Origin of the sequence: Pseudomonas plecoglossicida NBRC 103162 = DSM 15088 (genome assembly GCF_000730665.1) — a bacterium.
GTDB classification, from domain to species: Bacteria; Pseudomonadota; Gammaproteobacteria; order Pseudomonadales; family Pseudomonadaceae; genus Aquipseudomonas; species Aquipseudomonas plecoglossicida.
Genome location: NZ_BBIV01000005.1, coordinates 116,074 through 134,695 on the forward strand (window position 1 = coordinate 116,074; position 18,622 = coordinate 134,695).

The following is an 18,622-nucleotide window of genomic DNA, read 5'->3' on the forward strand; positions in this document are numbered from 1 at the left end:
CTCCACCTCGTCATCAGTGGTTGAGCTGACTGGAGAACTGCCCCACTGCATCCACCACCTTCTTCGCCCCTTCCTGAATCTCCACGATCACCCCACCGGTATCCGCCGCCAGCGCCAACCCCTGCTCGGCCTGGCGTTTGCTGGTATCGATGATGTCCACTGCCGCCTGGGCCAACTGCTCGTTCTGCTGGACCACCTTGGCGATTTCCTCGGTGGCACTGCTGGTGCGTGACGCCAGCTGACGTACTTCGTCGGCGACCACCGCAAAACCTCGGCCCTGCTCACCGGCGCGGGCGGCTTCGATGGCAGCGTTGAGCGCCAGCAAGTTGGTCTGCCCGGCGATGTCGCTGATGGTCTTGATGATCGCGCCGATGACCTTGGACTGCTTGTCCAGCGCCTGGATACCTTCGGCGGCGTCCTGCATGGAGCCTTCCAGCCCGCGCATCACGTCCACCGTCTGGGTCACCACATCGGTGGCCTTGCGGGCGCTGTTGTCAGTCTCCAGCGAAGTGTTGTAGGCAATGTCCGCAGCCAGGGCCACGGCCTGCTCCTGGTTGACCTGGTCGGTGATGACAGTGGCGAACTTCACCACCTTGTACAGCACATCGTGGGCGTCGAAGATCGGGTTGTAGGACGCTTCCAGCCACATCGTGCGCCCGTGGGCGTCGACACGCTTGAACCGATCGGCCACGTACTCGCCACGGCGCAGCTGGTCCCAGAACGCCTGGTAGGCCGCTGAACTGGCCTCTTCCGGCTCGCAGAACATGCGGTGATGCTTGCCGCGCACCTGCTCCAGGCTGTAACCCACCGATTGCAGGAAGCGCTCGTTGGCCGTCAGCACCTGGCCATCGAGGCTGAACTCGATCACGGCGGTGGAGCGCATCAGCGCCTTGATCAGGCTTTCGTGCTCGCGCGAAGTCTCGATGGTGCGCGTCAGGTCGCTGGAGTGCATGGAAAAGTGCTTGATGCGTCCGTCACGGGCCTTCACCGGCTGCAGGATCGAGCGCAGCCAGGCTTCCTCGCCATTGCCACGCAGCAGGCGGAATGCGCCGTTGAGGTGCTCACCACGGCTGATGGCGCTTTTCATGCGCTGGTAGAAGTCGAGCTTTTTCACGTGCGCCGGCACAATTTCTTCGATGTTGCGCCCGATCAGTTGCTCGGCACGGTAAAGCATCTCTTTCTCGAAATTGCCGTTGACCTCCTCGATGCGCCCGTCGGGGTCGAGTTGCAGCACCAGCATTTCGCTGTCCAGGCTGCTCTTGACCTGCTCCACCGACCACAGGGCCTCACGCAGTTCCTGGATTTCTTTCTTGAGCTTGCTGTTGAACATTCCGCTCTCCTGGGGCGCTTCACCTGATCGAATGCAACTTCATCGGCTGCCTGGCGCGAGTTCTTGAGCTGCACGAAAGGAAAAATTCACACCGTTGAAATGGCCGGGAATCAACCGTCATGTGCACGTCACATGTGTGTCACAAGCGCGCAATGCCGCAGGCGGAAACTTTTTGTCATGAATACACCTGCCCTATGCATCACCCTGGTCAGCGAGACCTTTCCACCCGAAATCAACGGGGTAGCCAATACCCTTGGCCGCCTGAGTGACGGTTTGCGCCAGCGCGGCCACCACGTCGAGATCGTGCGACCGCGCCAGGCGGGCGAAGCGCCTGTGGATAACGACCAGCAACTACTGCTGTGCCGCGGCTGGGCACTGCCAGGCTACCCCGGTCTGCAGTGGGGCGAAGTGTCGATGCACAGCTTGTTGCGGCGTTGGCGCAAGCTGCGACCGGACGTGCTGTACATCGCCACCGAGGGCCCTCTGGGGCTCAGCGCGCTGCGCGCAGCCCGGCGCCTGGACATCCCTGTGGTCAGCGGCTTTCATACCAACTTTCCGCAATATTCCGGCCAGTACGGCCTGGGCCTGCTGGCACGCTTGCTCACCCATTACCTGCGCTGGTTCCACCGGCGCACCATCGCCACCCTGGTACCCAGTGCCAGCCAACGCCTGGAACTGGAGCGCCGCGGCTTCGAACGCCTGGCGCTGATGGCCCGCGGCGTCGATGCCTGCCTGTTCAACCCATCAAGGCGCAACCAGGCACTGCGCGATGCCTGGGGGTTGGCTGCGGATGACCTTGCCGTGCTGCATGTCGGGCGCCTGGCCGCGGAAAAGAACCTGGCCCTGCTTCGACCTTGCATGGCAGCGCTGCAGAAAACTTATCCACATCGGCGCTTGCGCTTGATCGTGGTGGGTGACGGCCCCCAGCGGGAAAGCCTGGAACAACAGCTTCCAGATGCGCTTTTCTGCGGCGCACAGCGGGGCGAGACCCTGGCCGAACATTACGCCAGCGGCGACCTGTTCCTGTTCCCGAGCCTGACTGAAACGTTCGGCAACGTGGTGCTCGAAGCCATGGCCTCGGGCCTGGCGGTGGTCGCCTATGACGAGGCCGCTGCCGCACAGCACATCCGCCATGGTCACAGTGGCGCACTGGCCATGCCCGGTGACCAGGCTGCCTTCGTCGATGCAGCCTGCTGGTTGCTGGAGGAAAGCGAGACCTTGCGCCGGGTTCGCCTCAACGCTCGTCAGCACGCCAGCCGCCAAGGCTGGCCGGCGATCGTCGAGCAATTCGAGATGCACTTGCGCAATGCCTGCCACGCGCTGCCTTGCGAAGCCCCAGTGGCAGACGCGGCCTTGGCCATCAAGCGAGGGTCGACAGCGCCTCGCGGCTGAACGGCAGCACCTGCGCCTCACGACCTTCGCGGATTTTCTGCGCCCATTCGGCATCCACCAGCAGTGCCCGGCCCACCGCGACCAGGTCGAACTCCTCGTCGCCCAGTCGACGCAACAGGCCCTCCAGACTGGCCGGCTTGGCCACCTTGTCGGTATCGACCATGAACTGCAGAAACTCGCCGTCGAGCCCCACGCTGCCCACGGTAATGGTCGGCTTGCCGGTCAATTGGCGCGTCCAGCCGGCCAGGTTCAATGTCGAGCCTTCGAACTCCGGTTCCCAGAAACGGCGGGTGGAGCAGTGGAAGATGTCCACGCCGGCCTCGGACAATGGCTGGAGGAACGCTGCCAGGGCCTCTGGCGTTTCGACCAGGCGCGCACTGTAATCCTGCTGCTTCCATTGCGAGAAGCGGAAGATGATCGGGAAGTCCGGCCCCACGGCCGCCCGCACGGCGCGGATCAGCTCGATCGCAAAGCGCGAACGCCCGGCCAGATCGCCGCCGTACTCATCGTCGCGGCGGTTGCTGGCTTCCCAGAAGAACTGGTCGATCAGGTAACCATGGGCACCGTGGATCTCCACGCCGTCCATGCCGATGGCCTGGGCATCGCGAGCAGCCTGGGCGAATGCGCCGATCACATCGAAGATATCGTCATGGCTCATGCCCTGCACCAGCACCTGGCCATCCTTGATCTTGCCACTCGGCCCGTAGCCCGGCACGCCGGCATCCGGTTCGGTGCCCAGGCGGCGCACTGCGCCGACGTGCCACAGCTGCGGGACGATACGCCCGCCTTCGGCATGCACCGCATCGACCACCTGCTTCCAGCCGGCGAGGGCGTCTTCGCCATGGAAGCGCGGGACATTGGGGTAACCGTTGGCGGCCTTGTGGCCGACCGTGGTGCCTTCGGTGATGATCAGCCCCACGCCTGCGGCAGCACGGCGACGGTAGTACTCGACCACGCCATCGTGAGGTACGCCACCAGGGCAGAAGGTACGGGTCATGGGGGCCATGACCACACGGGTCGGCAGCTCGAGCGCGCCGAGGGTGAACGGCTGGAACAGTGGATTGCTGGACATTGGCACTTCCGTCTGGAGGGGAAATGCGCCTGAGGTTAGGGGCAGCCGGGAGCTGAGCCCAGCATTATTGATTTGAGTGATTCTGCTGTATCGCCGGGACCGCTTCGCGCCCCATTGCCGCGGTTCGTCGCCACGGCAAGCCGGCTCCCACACGATCTGCAGTGCTGCTGGACCTGTGGGAGCAAGCCTGCTTAGACCAAGGCCTTTTCGATGGCCTGCACCACCGCCGGATCATCTGGCGCGGTACGCGGCGCGAATCGCGCCAGCACGCGTCCATCCTTGCCCACCAGGAATTTCTCGAAATTCCAGGTGATGTCCCCCGGAAACTCGGCCCCCTCACCCGCCAGCAACCGGTACAGCGAGTGGCGCTGCGGCCCGTTGACCTCGAGCTTGGCCCCCAGCGGGAAGCTCACCCCATAGTTGAGGCGGCAGAAATCCTGGATTTCCTTTTCGCTGCCAGGCTCCTGGCCGGCGAACTGGTTGCAAGGCAGGCCCAGCACATTGAAGCCTTTGCCCTTGAACTGCTGCTGGAGCTTCTCCAGTGAGGCGTATTGCGGTGTCAGACCGCATTTGGACGCGACATTGACCACCAGCACCACCTGGCCCTTGAACGGTGCCAGGGGCAGATCCTGGCCGTCCAGCGCCTTCAATGTCAGGTCGTGAAATGCACTCATGTTGTATCCCCTCTCAGGTTCCCGGTTGCCGCAGGGGCGAATTGCGCCCACTAAAAAGGCGCTCATCCAAGCCGTGACCTCCCTCGGGGAGGCGTGTCGGCTTGTCCGAGCGCCTGGCGACCTTCTGAGCTTAGCGCAGAAAATCAGTGGTGATGGCCACCTTCGCCATGGATGTGGCGGTGAGCGATTTCTTCTTCGCTGGCATCACGCACATCGACCACCTTGACCTGGAAGGTCAGGCGCTGGCCAGCCAGCGGGTGGTTGCCGTCTACAGTCACGTCGTCGCCGTCGAGGTCACGGATGGTGACGATCTGCATCTGGCCGTCCGGCGCCGATGCGTGGAACTGCATGCCCACTTCCAGTTCGTCGACGCCTTCGAACATGCTGCGGTTCAGGGTGCTGACCAGCTCGGCCAGGTACTCGCCGTAGGCATCTTCCGGCTCGATGGTGACGTTCAGCTCGTCGCCAGCTTGCTTGCCTTCCAGGGCTTTTTCCAGGCCCGGGATGATGTTCTGGGCACCGTGCAGGTAGACCAGCGGCGCGCCACCGGCGGAGCTGTCGATGGTCTCCCCGGCGTCGTTGGTCAGGGTATAGTCGATGGAGACAGCCTTGTTGGCGGCGATCAGCATGGGGCAAGACCTTTTGCAAAAGTATGTAGAGCCCACAAGTGTAACCAACGCATCGCCCGATTGCGAACGCAGCAAGGGCGAGGAGCGACCCATCAGTCGGATCATCGGCTTCCACCAGGACGATGAAGGCCACTGGGTGGTCACGCTTTCCTGCGGCCATACCCAGCACCTGCGCCACCAGCCGCCGTGGCAGGCACGCCCGTGGGTGCTTGACCCTGCGCAACGGGCGCAGCGCATCGGCCAGGCTTTCGCGTGTGGCTGGTGTGCACGGCAGGCCGATAGCGCTACCCTTGGCCGTTGACTCCTTGCAACGCTTATTTCGAGAAGCACATGCAGACATTTTTCATCGCGCCGACCGATTTCGGCGTCGGCCTGACCTCCATCAGCCTGGGCCTGGTGCGCACCCTGGAGCGCGCCGGGCTCAAGGTCGGCTTCTTCAAGCCGATCGCCCAGCCGCACCCTGGCGACACTGGCCCGGAACGCTCCACCGAGCTGGTCGCCCGCACCCACGGCATCAAGCCGCCCATGCCCCTGAGCCTGGCCCAGGTCGAGCGCATGCTCGGCGATGGCCAGCTCGACGAATTGCTCGAGGCGATCATCAGCCTCTACCAGCAAGCCTGCGTCGGCAATGACGTGGTGGTGGTCGAAGGCATGGTGCCGACCCGCCATGCCAGCTATGCGGCCCGGGTCAACCTGCACCTGGCCAAGAGCCTGGACGCCGAGGTGATCCTGGTCTCGGCGCCGGAAAACGAAGTGCTCAGCGAACTGTCCGGGCGCGTCGAGCTGCAGGCCCAACTGTTCGGCGGCCCGCGCGACCCGAAAGTGCTCGGGGTGATCCTCAACAAGGTGCGCACCGACGAAAGCATGGCCGACTTCGCCACGCGCCTGCGCGAACATTCGCCCTTGCTGCGTGGCAACGACTTCCGCCTGCTCGGCTGCATCCCCTTCCAGCCCGAACTGAACGCCCCGCGCACCCGCGACGTGGCCGAACTGCTCGGTGCCCAGGTGCTCAATGCCGGTGACTACGAGCAGCGGCGCATGAACAAGATCATCATCTGCGCCCGTACCGTGGCCAATACCGTGCCGCTGCTGACCCCGGGCACCCTGGTGGTCACCCCCGGCGATCGCGACGACATCATCCTGGCCGTGAGCCTGGCGGCGATCAATGGCGTGCCCTTGGCCGGCCTGCTGCTGACCAGCGACAGCAAGCCCGATGCACGTATTCTCGGCCTGTGCCGTGGTGCCTTGCAGGCCGGGTTGCCGATCCTGTCGGTCAGCACCGGCTCCTACGACACCGCCAACCAGCTCAATTCGCTGAATCGCGAAATCCCGGTGGACGACCGCGAACGCGCCGAGTTCATCACCGATTTCGTCGCCAGCCACCTGGATGCCGCCTGGCTGCACCAGCGCTGCGGCACACCTCGCGAGCTGCGCCTGTCGCCTGCAGTATTCCGCTACCAGCTGATCCAGCGGGCCCAGCAGGCCAACAAACGCATCGTCCTGCCGGAAGGCGCCGAGCCCCTACTGGTACAGGCCGCGGCGATCTGCCAGGCGCGCGGCATCGCCCGCTGCGTACTGCTGGCCAAGCCCGAAGCCGTGGAGGCCGTGGCCCGTGCCCAGGGCATCAGCCTGCCAGCCGACCTGGAAATACTCGACCCTGACCTGATTCGCGGCCGCTATGTCGAACCGATGGTCGACCTGCGCAAGAGCAAGAACCTCAACGCGCCCATGGCCGAACAGCAGTTGGAGGACCCGGTGGTGATCGGCACCATGATGCTGGCGCTGGACGAAGTCGATGGTCTGGTCTCGGGCCTGGTCCACTCCACCGCCAACACCATTCGCCCTGCCCTGCAGCTGATCAAGACCGCCCCGGGTGCCAGCCTGGTGTCATCTGTGTACTTCATGCTGTTTCCCGAGCAGGTGCTGGTGTACGGCGACTGTGTGATGAACCCGCATCCCAGTGCCGGGGAGCTCGCGGAAATCGCCCGGCAGAGTGCCGAGTCGGCGCACGCCTTCGGCATTGCGCCCAGGGTGGCGATGATCAGTTACTCGAGCGATTCGGCGAGCGACGAGGAAGTGCAGAAGGTGCGCGAGGCGACGCGCCTGGCACAAACCGCGGACCACGGCTTGCTGATCGACGGGCCGCTGCAGTACGACGCCGCTGCCAACCCGCAGATTGCCCGCGAGCTGGCGCCGCAAAGCCCGGTGGCCGGGCGCGCGACGGTGTTCGTGTTCCCTGACCTGAATACCGGAAACACCACCCACAAGGCGGTGCAACGCAGTGCCGACGGGGTCAGCCTGGGGCCGATGCTGCAAGGCTTGCGCAAGCCGGTCAACGACCTGCCGCGGGGGGCGCAGGTGGACGATATCGTGCATACCATCGCCCTGACCGCCATTCAGGCCAGCACTCACCCATAAACGCATCGGGGCCGCAATGCGGCCCCGATGTCAGGTCAGATCAGGATTACTGCTGAACCTGCCCCTGCTGGTACTCCTGGCCTGGAATCGGCTTCAGGTTGACCTCCACCCGGCGGTTCTGCGCCCGGCCATTGGCGTCGGCGTTGCTGGCGATCGGCTGATCCGGGCCCATGCCGCGTACCGATACGCGCGAGGCATCGACGCCCTGCGAGGTCAGGTAGCTGCTGACTGCCTGGGCGCGGCGCTGCGACAGGTCCATGTTGTGCTGGCGGCTGCCGGTGCTGTCGGTAAAGCCAACCACTTCGATGGTGTTCTGGTTGAACTGCTTGAACGAACCCGCCAGGTTGTTCAACGGCGCGTAGAAGCTCTGGGAAATGTTCGCCGAATCGGTGGCGAAGGTGATGTTGCCCGGCATGATCAGCTTGATCTGGTCACCCTGGCGCTGCACTTCGACGCCGGTGTTGGCCATTTTCGCGCGCAGCTCGGCTTCCTGCTTGTCGGCGTAGTAGCCATAGCCGGCAGCGGCGGCACCGACAGCAGCGGCGCCGATCAGAGCACCCTTGCCACGGTTGTCGTGATCGATGGCGGCACCGGCGATAGCGCCGGCCAGCGCACCCAGGCCGCCGTACTTGGCGGTCTTGCTCATCCCGGTGGAACCGCCCTGCGCCTGACCTTGGCTGTCATAAGGATTCTGGCCGGCGCAGCCGGTCATCAGGGCTGCAGCGGTTGCGACGATAATCAGACGACGCATGGTGAACATGGACAAGCTCCTACAAAAATTCAGTTGTGCGGCAGATCGCAGATGGATCGATGCCAGCCTTGGATTGCGTGAAGGCAAAATAATTCCATGAAACGACGTTCATGCACGTTCATGCCCGCACGAACGGGTTCTCGCGCATCTCGTCACCCAGCCGGGTATCGGGCCCGTGGCCGGTGACCACGATGGCCTCTTCATCCAGGCGGTACAGGCGCTCCTTGATCGAGCGAACGATGGCGCGCTGGTCGCCGCCCCACAGATCGGTACGGCCGATACCACGGCGGAACAGGGTATCACCGGCGATCAGCAGTTTCGCGTCGGCGAACCAGAAACTCATCGAACCCGGGGTATGCCCCGGCGTGTGCAAGGCCACGCCGCAGCCACAGGCCAGCTCTTCGTCATCACCGAGCCAGCGGTCAGGCGAAGGCACCGGGGTATAGGGCACGCCGAACATCTGGCACTGCATTTCCAGGTTGTCCCACAGGGACTGGTCATCCTTGTGCAGGTGCAACGTGGCACCGGTGAGCGCCTTGAGCTTGCCCGAGGCGAGGAAATGATCGAAGTGCGCGTGGGTGTGGATGATGCTCACCAGGGTCAGGCCGTGGGCCTGCAGGCGGGCAAGAATCTTCTCCGGATCGCCGCCCGGATCGACGACGATGGCCTTCTTGGTCAGTGGGTCGCCGATCAGCGTGCAGTTGCACTGCAGAGGGCCTACGGGGAAGGTTTCGCGGATCAGGGCAAGCGATGTGTTTTCCATGAGAACCGATCAATCGAATAGCGTTTGAATGCGAGCCAGCGCGTCGAGGATTACCACCTCCGGAACCGACTCGATACGTTTGGCACCTCGGGCTTCAAGGTCGACCGTGCGAATTTGATTGCAAAGCATTACACCTTGGGTCTGCGTACCCGCCCCGCTCAGGGTAACCGCAAAACCGGCATGCCTGGCAAAATCCGCACCCTGGGATATGGGAACGATCACGGCGAGCCCCGAGGCGTTGAAGGCTGCCGGCGAGATTACCAAGGCCGGACGGCCGCTCCCCTGTTGTTCCCGACCAACCGTCGGGTCGACGTTGATTCGAACGATGTCGCCCCTTGCGAACCTGGCCCGCTTCACACTTCGCGCCCTACTGGGCGCATTGCGTTCCAGTCGGCCATGTCCTCGGGCTCGGGCGCATTCAGGTCACATTGCGCCATGAGCTCTTCAAGCGTGTACTTGGGCTTGGGCCTCACGGGCTTGAGAACCAGCGTTTCGCCGGTCGTATCCAGGCTCAGGGTCGAGCCGACACCGAGGCGCATCTGTTTGAGCACTGCTGCTGGCAGGCGAATGGCGGCACTATTGCCCCACTGCTGAATCTTGATCTGCATGAGTATCTCCAAAGGTAGATACATGGTAGAAACCCTCCAAGTGATTGCAAGTGAAATGTAGAAACGTCGTATCTACAGTGTCACTCACCGGGCCGTAAAAAAAGCCTGGATGTCACGAGTAAGCGCTTCCTCACAAAGCCTTGGGAAAAGGCTTACAAACCCGTCTATGGCAGGTAGAGCTTGAACAACCCTCCCCCAAGCGCCCCGCCATTGGCAATCTCGATCCGCCCGCGCACGCCGTCGCGCTCATGCAACGCCGCGATCCGCGCGGCAAAGTACAGGCCAAGGCCAGTGCTGCCGCTCTGTGCATCAATACCCTGAACGTAATCCTGCTGGCGCTCGAGCATCCGTGCCGGGTAGCCCGGTCCGTCATCGTTGACGCTGATGACCAGTTGCTGGTGCTCTTCCCCGATAGTGATCAACAGTGCGTGCCCGGCATAGCGGGTGGCATTGGTGAGCACATTGGCGATCACCGAGGCGACCAGCTCACGGTCGAAGAAGCCCAGCGGGTCGTCGCTGTCGATGCGCCAGGTGGTAAGGATGTCCTTGTGTTCCAGCACTTGCTGGTGGGCCGCCAGCTGGGCTTCGATGAAATCGTCCAGCTCGTGGTAGTCCGGGCAGATCGGCAACTGATTGACGCCCAGTTTGTACAAGCCGAGCATCTGCACCAGCATGCCGTTGAGATGACGGAACTCGTGTTCGATCACACCTTGCTCGGTGCCGCCGCGCAAGTCCTCGGGCAGGCGTGCAAGCCACTGGTCGTGGGACTGGATCAGCGCTGACAGCGAGTTCTTGAGGTCGTGCACGGTGGAGGCAATCACCGTGGAAAAATCCAGCCCCTGGTTGTCCTGGCTCATGCGCCGAAAACCTTGGTGTGCAATTTGCGGTAGCGATCGTAGCGGCTGTCGCTGGCGGGGATCCCCGACACACAAGTCAGGCAGCTGCGGCATTCCTGCAGGATGGCCGGCGGTGTGTTCTCGCCACCGATGCGCAGCAACGCCTGGGCAGTATTGAGTGCGATGCTGATGTTCTTCGGCTGCAACGACAAGGCTTTGCGGAACATCTGCAACGCTTCGTTGAGCTGCCCGGCCTGATAGCTGCGTACGCCTTGTCGGTTGAGGTCAACCGCCTCGGTGACAGCGCCAAGCACACTTGGATCATCGGTGAGCTTTGCCACGCTCTGCATGACCTTGGGGTCGTCACCGTAGGTTTCCACGCAACCTTTGAGAATGCTGCCGCTGGCGGCTTCCTGACCAAGCGCCTGCAGCTGCCTGGCCACGGTCAAGGCGGCTTCGACCGAGAAGAACTGCTCCATCTTGTCCAGCCGCGCAATGGCCTGCTCGGTAAGCTTGGCGGCCGTTTCGGCATCGCCTGCCTGCTGCAGGCTGGCGGCCTTCATCAGGCGAGCACGCACTTGCAGCCCCTGGTCTTCGGCATTGTCCTTGGCCACCTCGCTGAGCACGGTATTGATCTCGACACGGGCACGGGCATCCAGGCCAAAACCGGCATTCTTGCTCATCAAGGCCTGGACCAGGCCAAGGTTGCTTTCAGGGTCCTTGTAGCGGGAACTCTGGCCCTGATTGACTGCATGACGAAATGCCTTCGAGGCGCCCTCGAAGTCTTCGTTGTCCAGCGCCAGCTTGCCCAGCGTCGCTTGCCGTCGCACCGCCAGCGGCGACAGGCGCACCGCCTCTTCAAGCATGTTCTGTGCACGCTTGCTGTCGCCTTGGGCCACCAGTACCTCGGCCATGCCATCGTACAGACCGGGCATGATCGGGAAGGCCTTGAGCGCCTGTTCGTAGACACCCTGGGCCTGGGCATGCTGGCCACGCTTGTGCATCAGGCTGCCCAGCGCGGCGTACACCCAAGGCTGCGGGCGGCTGGCGAGGATGGCCTTGAGGAACTTCTCCAGCTCTTCGAAGCGGTTGAGGTCACGCAAGGCATCGGCGCGGTAGCGCAGGCACAAGGGGGCGAAGCGCGGGTCTTTCTTGCACAGTTCGGCACAGGCCGCCAGCACCTCGGCCGGGCGGCTGCGGTCCAGGGCCTGGAGGATCGGCTTGAGCAAGGTCTTGCGTTGGGTGAGCTTGTCCAGGCGCTGGGCCAGGCCTACGCGGTTGAACGGTTTGGTCAGGTAGGCATCGGGCTCGTGCTCCAGGGCACTGAGCACGATGGCCTGGCTGCTTTCGGCAGTGACCATGATGAACACGCATTCATGGCTGATCAGCTTGTCGAGGATCAGGTCCTCGAGCACTTGCTGGCCGTTCTTCTTGCCGTCGCCAAGATGGAAGTCCTGGAGGATGTAGTCATAGCGCTTCTGCCCGCACAGGCGCAGGGCCTGCTCACCGCTGTCGGCAGTATCCACGTCACGCACGCCCAGCTCCCGCAGCATCGAACGGGTCGAGGTGCGGAAGTCGGTGAAGTCGTCGACGATCAGAAAACTTTTTTGCCCGTACTGCAGCATCAACACGACCTGTATTGGGATGAAGGAAGATGGCGTGAGGCGATGCTTACCGCCGAATCCTTTATCGGCCGTTGGTCGGGAAAGATGAGGGGAAAACGGCTATCTGGAAAAAACCAAGGCCGGCATCAGGCCAGCAGGCCCATCGACTTGGCCCGCGCAACCGCCTGGGTACGCCGCTCCACACCCAGCTTGCTGTTGATATGGCTGGCGTGGGTCTTCACGGTATGCAGGGAGATGAACAGGCGTTCGCTGATCTGCTGGTTGGAACAACCCTGCGCGATCAACTCCAGAACTGCCAGCTCACGGCCGCTCAGCGCTTCACCGGTGCCGCCCGATGGCACCGCAACCTCTGGCAGAAGCGCCAGCAGCTCTGCTTGCAGCTGGCAGCCGGGATGTGCGAGCAGTTGTTCGCGCAGCCACGACGGATGCAACTCGACCAGCCGCTGGAATGGCAACATCACGCCACCCTGGGCCGCCGCCAGGGCCATCGGCAGCAGTTCGGCGGCCTCGGCGTCGCGCCCTTGCGCCAACGACAGGTCGATCCATTGGCATGATGCACTCAGCGCCAGCAACATGCCGCCACTGGCATTGCCACGCTCGACCAGGCCACGCAAGCGCGCCACCGCCGCGTCGATGCAACCCTGGACGCGCTCGAGCAGGGCCTGCTGCAACTCGATATGCAAGGGCAGCAACGGGTGGAATTCGGGCGCCGCTGCACGCAGCTCGCCGCCGTAGGTCTGCCCCAGGCGCAGCAGCCAGGACTCGGCCAGGTCCGTGCGCCCCTGGGCCAGCCACAGTTCGCACTTCACCAAGGTGATCATGGCCAGGTAGAAGATGGGCGGCACATCCCAGATGTGCATCAGCCGCTCCGCTTCGGCCAGCTCGGCGAACGCCTCTGCATAGTGGCCCTCGCGACCGTCGAGCGCGGCGATCACACAATGGCCGATCAGTACGCTGATGTCGCGACAGGCTCGGGCCTCGCCCAGCCCTGCACGCAAGCGCGCGCGTCCCTGGGCAGGCTGCAGGCGCCACACCAGCAGATAGCCTTCGTACAAGGTCAGTCGTGCACGCACGGCATACAGACGCTGCGCCGGCAGCCCTTGCAGGCGCTGCAGCCCCTGCCGCACCTCTTCCAGCGCGCGCAGCACCTCGCCACGGGCATGCAGCACCCGCGCTCGATCATAGTGCGCCAAGGCTTCGAACAAGGGGTTGCCCACACGCTGGGCCAATTCCAGCGCTTCACGGTTCCAGCCACGTGCACGCCAGTAGTCGGCGTCGGCGACGGCCAGGTTCGACAGCGTCGACAAGCACACCAGCCGTTGCCCATAGCGCTTGCATGGCAAGCTTTGCAGCGCTTCGCCGCAATAGGCCAGGGTGCGCTGGCGATCGCCACGGCCGCGGGCGATCACCCCGCTCAATGCCAGCCATTGCGCCAGCATCGACCTCTGCGCAGTGGCCGAAGGCGCTGGCAGAAAACGGCTGAGGTGACTGGCCAGCTCTTCTGCCGCATCCAACTGGCAGGCCAACCCCAGCGCCCAGCTGTACAGCACGATCAGCCGCGGGGTGCTGATCAGCAGGCTGTCGGGTAGGTCCATCTTCCAGCGCAACAGCATGCCGACGTTCTGCTCGGCAAGCAGCTGCTCCTCCGAAAGGCTTTGCACCAGGTTGGCGGCGACGTCCAGATGGCCGGCACGCAAGGCCTGCTCCACGGCCTCGTCGAGCAGGCCCTGCGCCTGGAACCAGCGACAGGCGCGCAAGTGCAGGCGGGCAGGCGGTTCGCTGGCCTGCCGGCTGCGCAACAGGTCGGAGAACAGGTGATGGTAGCGATACCAGTGGCCATGTTCGTCCAGCGGTACCAGGAACACTTGATGGGCCTGCAGGAAGGCAAGGATCGCAGCGCTGTCGTGGCGTTCGCGCACGGCGTCGCACAACGCTGCGCAGAAGCGCTCCTGGCAGGCGGTGTCGAACAGGAAGGCCTGAACGTCCAGCGGCAGGATGTCGATGACCTCCTCCAACAGGTAATCTCGGATCAGCCCTTCGCCACCGTGCAGCGCCTGCGGCAAGGCGTGCTCGTCGCCACACTCGCTGGCTGCCAGTTGCCAGAAGCGCAGCCCGGCGACCCAGCCATCGCTGCGCTGGATCAGGTTGTCCAGGGCCTGGCCGCGCAACCCGGTCGGCTGGCGACCGATGACGGCCAGGGCTTCATCGGCCGTCAGGCGCAGGTCTTGCTCGTTGAGTTCGACCAGCTGCCGCGACAGGCGCAGCCGCGCCAGGTGCCAGTCCGGGCGCTGCCGGCTGGTGATGAGCAGGACCATGCCGGCTGGCAGGTGATTGAGGAAGAATTGCAGGCAGCGGTCGAGCACCGCCCCCTGGGCCAGGTGATAGTCATCCAGCACCAGCAGCAGCGGCGTATCGGCCTGCAGGTAAAGCGCCAGTTCGTCCAGCAGGCCATCGATCCATTCCTCGAAAGCGAATGGCTGGTGGCGCTGGCGCATCTTCAGCAGCCCCATGGCCTGGCCGCCCAGTGCCGGGCAATACTGCTGCAGGCCTTCGAGCAGACGTTCGAGGAAGCGACCGGGGTCGGCATCACGCTGGCTCAGGCCCAGCCACAGGCTGCGCCAGTGCTCGGGCAGCGCTTCACAGAATTCGATGGCCAGGGAGCTTTTGCCGAAACCTGCCGGGGCATTGACCAGCAGCAAGCGCCCGTTCAGGCCGGCGTGCAGCCGCTGGCACAGGCGCGCACGCGTCACGTGGCCGTCCGGCAAGGGCGGCCGGAAGAAACGCCCGTCCAGCAAGTCCATGGCCTGGCTGGCGAATCCATGCGTACGGGACAGATCTGTCATGGCCGGCTCGTTCTGATTGGAAGACTACGGCGGTACGGATTGTTGCGAGACTAGCGGGTAACGCAGCGCATTTGAAGATGATGGGCTCCGCTTCCCAGGAAAAGACTGCGACAAAAAGCAACATGGCTGACAGACAGCGGCTGGTGCGGGGGTTTGGCGAGGTATTCAGCAGAATGATTGGGGCAACAGAACAGAAACACCCCGGCAAGCCGGGGCGTTCTGGGGGATCACACGGAGTGGCATGTACGGCTCAGCGAATACCGGACTGACGCAGGGCGGCAGGCTGGAAGTCGGCCTTGCTGGCAGTGAAGCCGAAGTCGTAGGCGCGCTTCTCCTCGTTCTTCATGCCCAGGGCCAGGTAGCGGCCCGACTGCAGGTCGTAGATGGCTTCCAGGGTGTACCACGGCACCTGGACGTTGTAGTAGTCCTGGGCGTGCGCCTCGGATATCCGCCACAGCTGCCCACGGCCGTCGTACTGGTCGATCACCGCGGCCTGCCAGGTGTCTTCGTCGATGTAGAAGTCACGCTTGGCGTAGATGTGCCGCTGGCCAGGCTTGAGCGTCGCGACCACGTGCCATACCCGACGCAGCTCGTAACGGGCCAGGTCCTGGTTGATATGGCCTGCCTTGAGGATGTCGGCGTACTTGAGCTTCGGATCGTCGAGCTTGTAGGCGTTCGAGGCGATGTACATCTCCTTCTTGCCTTCGAGCTTCCAGTCGTAGCGGTCGGGTGCACCGTTGTACATGTCGAGGTTGTCCGAGGTACGCAGGCCATCGGCAGCCGTACCTGGGCCGTCGTAGGAGACCTGCGGCGCCTGGCGTACCCGTCGCTGACCGGCGTTGTAGATCCATGCCTTGCGCGGTTCCTTGACCTGGTCGAGGGTCTCGTGCACCAGCAGCACGGTCCCGGCCAGGCGCGCTGGCGCGGTCACTTCCTGCTTGAAGTAGAAGAGGATATTGCCCGGGTTGTTCGGGTCGTAGTCCTTCATGCGGTCGCGGAACACGAACTGGTCGGAGAAATACACCAGGCTGTAGGAGCCATTCTGCTGCGGCGTGGCCTGGGTGACCAGGCGGCTGACGCTGCCGCCCCGGTAGCGGGTGATGTGGTTCCAGATCACCTCCAGCCCGCTCTTGGGGATCGGGAACGGCACGGCGACCTGGAAGTTGTTCAGCCCGTTGCCACCTTCGACCAGCGTGGTGGCGGTGGCGTTCTTCTTGATGGCGGCGAACACCTCATCAGGCACGCTGGCGCCACGGTGGGTCTTGTACACCGGGATTTTGAAGGTGTCGGGGTAGCGCTTGAGCATCGCCATCTGGCCCGGCGACAGCTTGTCCTTGTACTGCTCGGCATTCTGCGCGGTGATGGTGAACAGCGGCTTGTCACTGCCATAGGGGTCGGCGAGGAAGCCCCTTGCATCGACGCTGCCCGCGGTCTTCGACAGGGGTTGCCAGGCGCTGATGGAGCCATCGGCGTTTCCGGCCTTTTCCGCGCCCATTGGCGTCAGGATGCCGCCCAGCTGGGCCGCTTCGTCGGCGGAAACTGCCGCCATGACGCTGCTGGCCAGCAGGGACAGGCCCAGCACACCGGCTTGCAGCAGACTTCTGGTCTTGTTCATGTGGTGTCGTCCTGGATCTGAGTGCTTAGAAGTTCACGCCGAAGCTGAGGGCGACGAAGTCGCGATCATCCACGGTGCTGTACTCGCCGTCGAAGAAATTGGTGTACGACAGGCTCGCGGTGTAGGTGTTCTGGTACTCGGCGTCCAGGCCCAGGCTGATTGCCTTGCGACCTTCCTCGAAGTTGGCGCCCGGGCCCGGCGAGTAGCCGGACACGTCATGCGACCAGGCCACGTTGGGCTTGAGGTTGACCCCGGCGAACACGTCGTTGTAGTCCCAGATGACCCGGGCGCGGTAGCCCCAGGAGGTGCTGGTGGTGAAACCGTCATTCTCGCAGTTGCGGCTCAGGTTGGCGGTCGAGGCGCCCGGGCCTGCGCCGGCGATGGTGCCTGCGTTGAGCGCCTGGCAGGTATCGTTGCCGGCCGTGGGTGGCAGCGGGCCCGGGCCGAACACCGGGTCGCGGCCGTAACGGGTATCGTGCGCGCTCTCGAGGCCACCGACATGGGTGACGCCCAACTCGCCGACCACGGTCATGCGGCTGGCGCCCATCACCTGGTCGAAGAAGTGCGTCAGGGTGGTCTGGAACTGGGTGATCTCCTTGCGGCGATAGCCGTGCAGGTCCTCGCCCGGGGTACCGGTGAGCAGCGATGCGTTGCCCAGCGCGCCACCAATCGGACGTACGCCGGCGAACAGGATATCGGTGGTATTGAGCTGCACCGGCGCATTCGGCCGGTAGCTGAGCTCGCCGCTCCACGCGGTACCGGTAGGCAGCGTGGTGGAGAAACTCAGGCCATACAGGCGGATATCCTCGGGGTACTCGACGAAGTACTCCGAGTTGCCCGCCACGATCAGCGGCGCCAGCGCACGCAGCTGCGGCGGCAGTGCGCTCAGGCCGCCAAACACCGACGCAGGGGCGCCAGTGGCGCTGAAGATCGGCGCGCGGCTGTGGTAGTTCATGAAGTAGGCACCGAACTCGGTGTCCAGCGGCTCGAACATGTAGCGCATGGCCACGCCGAACTGGCCGCTGTCGCGAGCATCGCGGTCGGCGCCACGCGCCACCATCACACCTTCTTCGTTGATGTCCACGCCCTGGGTGGCGAGGAACTGCTGGGCCGGCACCGGCACGGTACGGCTGCTGTTGAGCACGCGCAGGTTGTCGGTGCAACCATCGGCAATGATGTCGGGCTGGGAGAAGAAGGTACCGCAGTTGTCGACGACGGTCTGGTCCCACTCGATCTGGTAGAAGGCTTCGGCCGACAGGTTGTCGGTGAGGCTCTGCGAGATGTAGAACATGTTGACCGGAATCAGGCCTTCCTTGATCTCGGCGCCCGGGCGGCGGAACGCCGCCACATCGATCGGGTTGATCGAGTTGATGCCGCCGCCGATGAAGGTGCTTTCACCCCAGCTCACCACTTGCTTGCCCAGGCGCACCGACCCAGGCTGATCGCCGATCGAGTAGTTGTGGTAGACGAAGGCGTCGAGCAACTGGGCGCCGGACGACTTGGCGCCTTCCTTGCGGCCGGAATCGCTGATGTCCTTGAACGGGCGGCTCTCGTCCTTCAACTCGAAGTCGTACCAGTACTTGCCCCGCACGAACACACCGGTATCGCCGTACTTCAGTTCGAGGTCATGGATGCCCTTGAAGATCTTCGAGAAGGTTTCGCCCTTCTTGAAGTTGAGGTGGCCATCGTCGGAGGTTTGTGACAGGCCCTTGCCGCCATTGTTGACCCCGATGAGGTTCTTGTTCGGGTTGGCGGTCGACCAGCTGGCCCCGACGGAGAGCGACGAGTCGAATTGGCCTTCGATTTCACCGATGTTGAAGCTGACCGCAAAAACCGGACTTGCGAGCGTGGAAGCAAGGCTGACCGCCAAGGGCAGCTTGGCCCGGCGCCAGATCGTGGTTGCAGATGTCATCGACGCTACTCCATGTACTTTTTTTGTTATGGCAGTGAGTCCTTTCAAGAACGGTCCGTGAGACCGGTGTGCGGGCTTGCACCCGCGGCGACAGGTATTGCACCTGTCGCCCTCCCCCATTCCTGAAAATCCCCTGGCCCCGACTATAGCCAGC

Annotated in this window: 16 protein-coding genes and 1 pseudogene; 3 read left to right on the top strand and 14 right to left on the bottom strand. The window is 63.8% G+C overall.

Annotation, left to right across the window (positions count from 1 at the left end; translation table 11 throughout):
• Positions 1-13 precede the first annotated feature (13 nt).
• Together PPL01S_RS25950 and PPL01S_RS25955 are read right to left on the bottom strand one after the other, a co-directional pair.
• The gene (locus PPL01S_RS25950) at positions 14-445 is read right to left on the bottom strand and encodes a methyl-accepting chemotaxis protein (RefSeq protein ID WP_371041508.1); all 432 of its coding nucleotides are present in this window, start codon (positions 443-445) and stop codon (positions 14-16) included.
• 156 nt (positions 446-601) lie between these two features.
• A pseudogene (locus PPL01S_RS25955) lies at positions 602-1,330 on the bottom strand (PAS domain-containing protein); the annotation flags it as partial.
• Between the two features lie 177 nt (positions 1,331-1,507).
• Here PPL01S_RS25955 and PPL01S_RS03465 point away from each other — a divergent pair.
• A complete protein-coding gene (locus PPL01S_RS03465; RefSeq protein ID WP_016393917.1) occupies positions 1,508-2,722 on the top strand; it encodes a glycosyltransferase family 4 protein in 1,215 nt (404 codons plus the stop codon).
• Here PPL01S_RS03465 and PPL01S_RS03470 read toward each other — a convergent pair.
• From PPL01S_RS03470 to PPL01S_RS03480, 3 genes are all read right to left on the bottom strand, one after another.
• Positions 2,691-3,794: an NADH:flavin oxidoreductase gene (locus PPL01S_RS03470; protein WP_016393916.1), complete on the bottom strand. Its 1,104-nt coding sequence runs from the start codon at positions 3,792-3,794 to the stop codon at positions 2,691-2,693. The two genes, PPL01S_RS03465 and PPL01S_RS03470, sit on opposite strands and share 32 nt — an antisense overlap.
• A 191-nt stretch (positions 3,795-3,985) precedes the next feature.
• Positions 3,986-4,468: a glutathione peroxidase gene (locus tag PPL01S_RS03475; RefSeq protein ID WP_016393915.1), complete on the bottom strand. Its 483-nt coding sequence runs from the start codon at positions 4,466-4,468 to the stop codon at positions 3,986-3,988.
• A gap of 143 nt (positions 4,469-4,611) precedes the next feature.
• Positions 4,612-5,097, bottom strand: a complete 486-nt coding sequence (locus PPL01S_RS03480; RefSeq protein WP_016393914.1) for an FKBP-type peptidyl-prolyl cis-trans isomerase — start codon at positions 5,095-5,097, stop codon at positions 4,612-4,614.
• Here PPL01S_RS03480 and PPL01S_RS03485 point away from each other — a divergent pair.
• Entirely contained in the window at positions 5,096-5,398 is a 303-nt protein-coding gene (locus tag PPL01S_RS03485; RefSeq protein WP_016393913.1) for a DUF3565 domain-containing protein, read from the top strand. The genes PPL01S_RS03480 and PPL01S_RS03485 overlap by 2 nt on opposite strands.
• A gap of 29 nt (positions 5,399-5,427) precedes the next feature.
• On the top strand, positions 5,428-7,515 hold the full coding sequence (gene pta / locus PPL01S_RS03490) for a phosphate acetyltransferase (protein ID WP_016393912.1): 2,088 nt from the start codon (positions 5,428-5,430) through the stop codon (positions 7,513-7,515).
• A 46-nt stretch (positions 7,516-7,561) separates the two neighbouring features.
• On the opposite strand, the gene PPL01S_RS03495 is transcribed toward pta, so the two are convergent.
• The 9 genes from PPL01S_RS03495 to PPL01S_RS03535 all read right to left on the bottom strand — a co-directional run bounded on the left by PPL01S_RS03495 (position 7,562) and on the right by PPL01S_RS03535 (position 18,468).
• Positions 7,562-8,275, bottom strand: a complete 714-nt coding sequence (locus PPL01S_RS03495; RefSeq protein WP_016393911.1) for a YiaD family glycine zipper/OmpA-like lipoprotein — start codon at positions 8,273-8,275, stop codon at positions 7,562-7,564.
• Between the two features lie 109 nt (positions 8,276-8,384).
• Positions 8,385-9,029 (bottom strand): MBL fold metallo-hydrolase, encoded by a 645-nt coding sequence (locus PPL01S_RS03500; protein ID WP_016393910.1) that lies wholly within the window; start codon positions 9,027-9,029, stop codon positions 8,385-8,387.
• A gap of 9 nt (positions 9,030-9,038) precedes the next feature.
• The gene (locus PPL01S_RS03505) at positions 9,039-9,386 is read right to left on the bottom strand and encodes a type II toxin-antitoxin system ChpB family toxin (protein ID WP_016393909.1); all 348 of its coding nucleotides are present in this window, start codon (positions 9,384-9,386) and stop codon (positions 9,039-9,041) included.
• Positions 9,383-9,661 carry an AbrB/MazE/SpoVT family DNA-binding domain-containing protein gene (locus PPL01S_RS03510; RefSeq protein WP_081663563.1) on the bottom strand — a complete coding sequence of 93 codons (279 nt, stop codon included), beginning with the start codon at positions 9,659-9,661 and terminating at the stop codon, positions 9,383-9,385. The genes PPL01S_RS03505 and PPL01S_RS03510 overlap by 4 nt, the downstream gene beginning before the upstream one ends.
• A gap of 140 nt (positions 9,662-9,801) precedes the next feature.
• Complete coding sequence (locus tag PPL01S_RS03515) at positions 9,802-10,494, bottom strand: sensor histidine kinase (protein WP_016393907.1); 693 nt, start codon at positions 10,492-10,494, stop codon at positions 9,802-9,804.
• On the bottom strand, positions 10,491-12,098 hold the full coding sequence (locus PPL01S_RS03520) for a tetratricopeptide repeat-containing response regulator (protein WP_016393906.1): 1,608 nt from the start codon (positions 12,096-12,098) through the stop codon (positions 10,491-10,493). Before PPL01S_RS03520 ends, PPL01S_RS03515 begins: the two co-directional genes overlap by 4 nt.
• Before the next feature lie 125 nt (positions 12,099-12,223).
• Positions 12,224-14,941 (bottom strand): winged helix-turn-helix domain-containing protein, encoded by a 2,718-nt coding sequence (locus tag PPL01S_RS03525; protein WP_016393905.1) that lies wholly within the window; start codon positions 14,939-14,941, stop codon positions 12,224-12,226.
• 250 nt (positions 14,942-15,191) lie between these two features.
• Positions 15,192-16,556 (bottom strand): DUF1329 domain-containing protein, encoded by a 1,365-nt coding sequence (locus PPL01S_RS03530; RefSeq protein WP_028625307.1) that lies wholly within the window; start codon positions 16,554-16,556, stop codon positions 15,192-15,194.
• Between the two features lie 25 nt (positions 16,557-16,581).
• Positions 16,582-18,468, bottom strand: coding sequence for a DUF1302 domain-containing protein (locus tag PPL01S_RS03535; protein ID WP_016393903.1), 1,887 nt, complete (start codon positions 18,466-18,468; stop codon positions 16,582-16,584).
• Positions 18,469-18,622 lie beyond the last annotated feature (154 nt).

Bases quoted from the DNA above. Each gene is read 5' to 3' on its own strand.
- PPL01S_RS25950 (WP_371041508.1), bottom strand. From the start codon at position 445: ATGCGCGGGCTGGAAGGCTCCATGCAGGACGCCGCCGAAGGTATCCAG.
- PPL01S_RS03465 (WP_016393917.1), top strand. From the start codon at position 1,508: ATGAATACACCTGCCCTATGCATCACCCTGGTCAGCGAGACCTTTCCA.
- PPL01S_RS03470 (WP_016393916.1), bottom strand. From the start codon at position 3,794: ATGTCCAGCAATCCACTGTTCCAGCCGTTCACCCTCGGCGCGCTCGAG.
- PPL01S_RS03475 (WP_016393915.1), bottom strand. From the start codon at position 4,468: ATGAGTGCATTTCACGACCTGACATTGAAGGCGCTGGACGGCCAGGAT.
- PPL01S_RS03485 (WP_016393913.1), top strand. From the start codon at position 5,096: ATGGGGCAAGACCTTTTGCAAAAGTATGTAGAGCCCACAAGTGTAACC.
- PPL01S_RS03480 (WP_016393914.1), bottom strand. From the start codon at position 5,097: ATGCTGATCGCCGCCAACAAGGCTGTCTCCATCGACTATACCCTGACC.
- pta (WP_016393912.1), top strand. From the start codon at position 5,428: ATGCAGACATTTTTCATCGCGCCGACCGATTTCGGCGTCGGCCTGACC.
- PPL01S_RS03495 (WP_016393911.1), bottom strand. From the start codon at position 8,275: ATGTTCACCATGCGTCGTCTGATTATCGTCGCAACCGCTGCAGCCCTG.
- PPL01S_RS03500 (WP_016393910.1), bottom strand. From the start codon at position 9,029: ATGGAAAACACATCGCTTGCCCTGATCCGCGAAACCTTCCCCGTAGGC.
- PPL01S_RS03510 (WP_081663563.1), bottom strand. From the start codon at position 9,661: ATGTATCTACCTTTGGAGATACTCATGCAGATCAAGATTCAGCAGTGG.
- PPL01S_RS03515 (WP_016393907.1), bottom strand. From the start codon at position 10,494: ATGAGCCAGGACAACCAGGGGCTGGATTTTTCCACGGTGATTGCCTCC.
- PPL01S_RS03520 (WP_016393906.1), bottom strand. From the start codon at position 12,098: ATGCTGCAGTACGGGCAAAAAAGTTTTCTGATCGTCGACGACTTCACC.
- PPL01S_RS03525 (WP_016393905.1), bottom strand. From the start codon at position 14,941: ATGACAGATCTGTCCCGTACGCATGGATTCGCCAGCCAGGCCATGGAC.
- PPL01S_RS03530 (WP_028625307.1), bottom strand. From the start codon at position 16,556: ATGAACAAGACCAGAAGTCTGCTGCAAGCCGGTGTGCTGGGCCTGTCC.
- PPL01S_RS03535 (WP_016393903.1), bottom strand. From the start codon at position 18,468: ATGACATCTGCAACCACGATCTGGCGCCGGGCCAAGCTGCCCTTGGCG.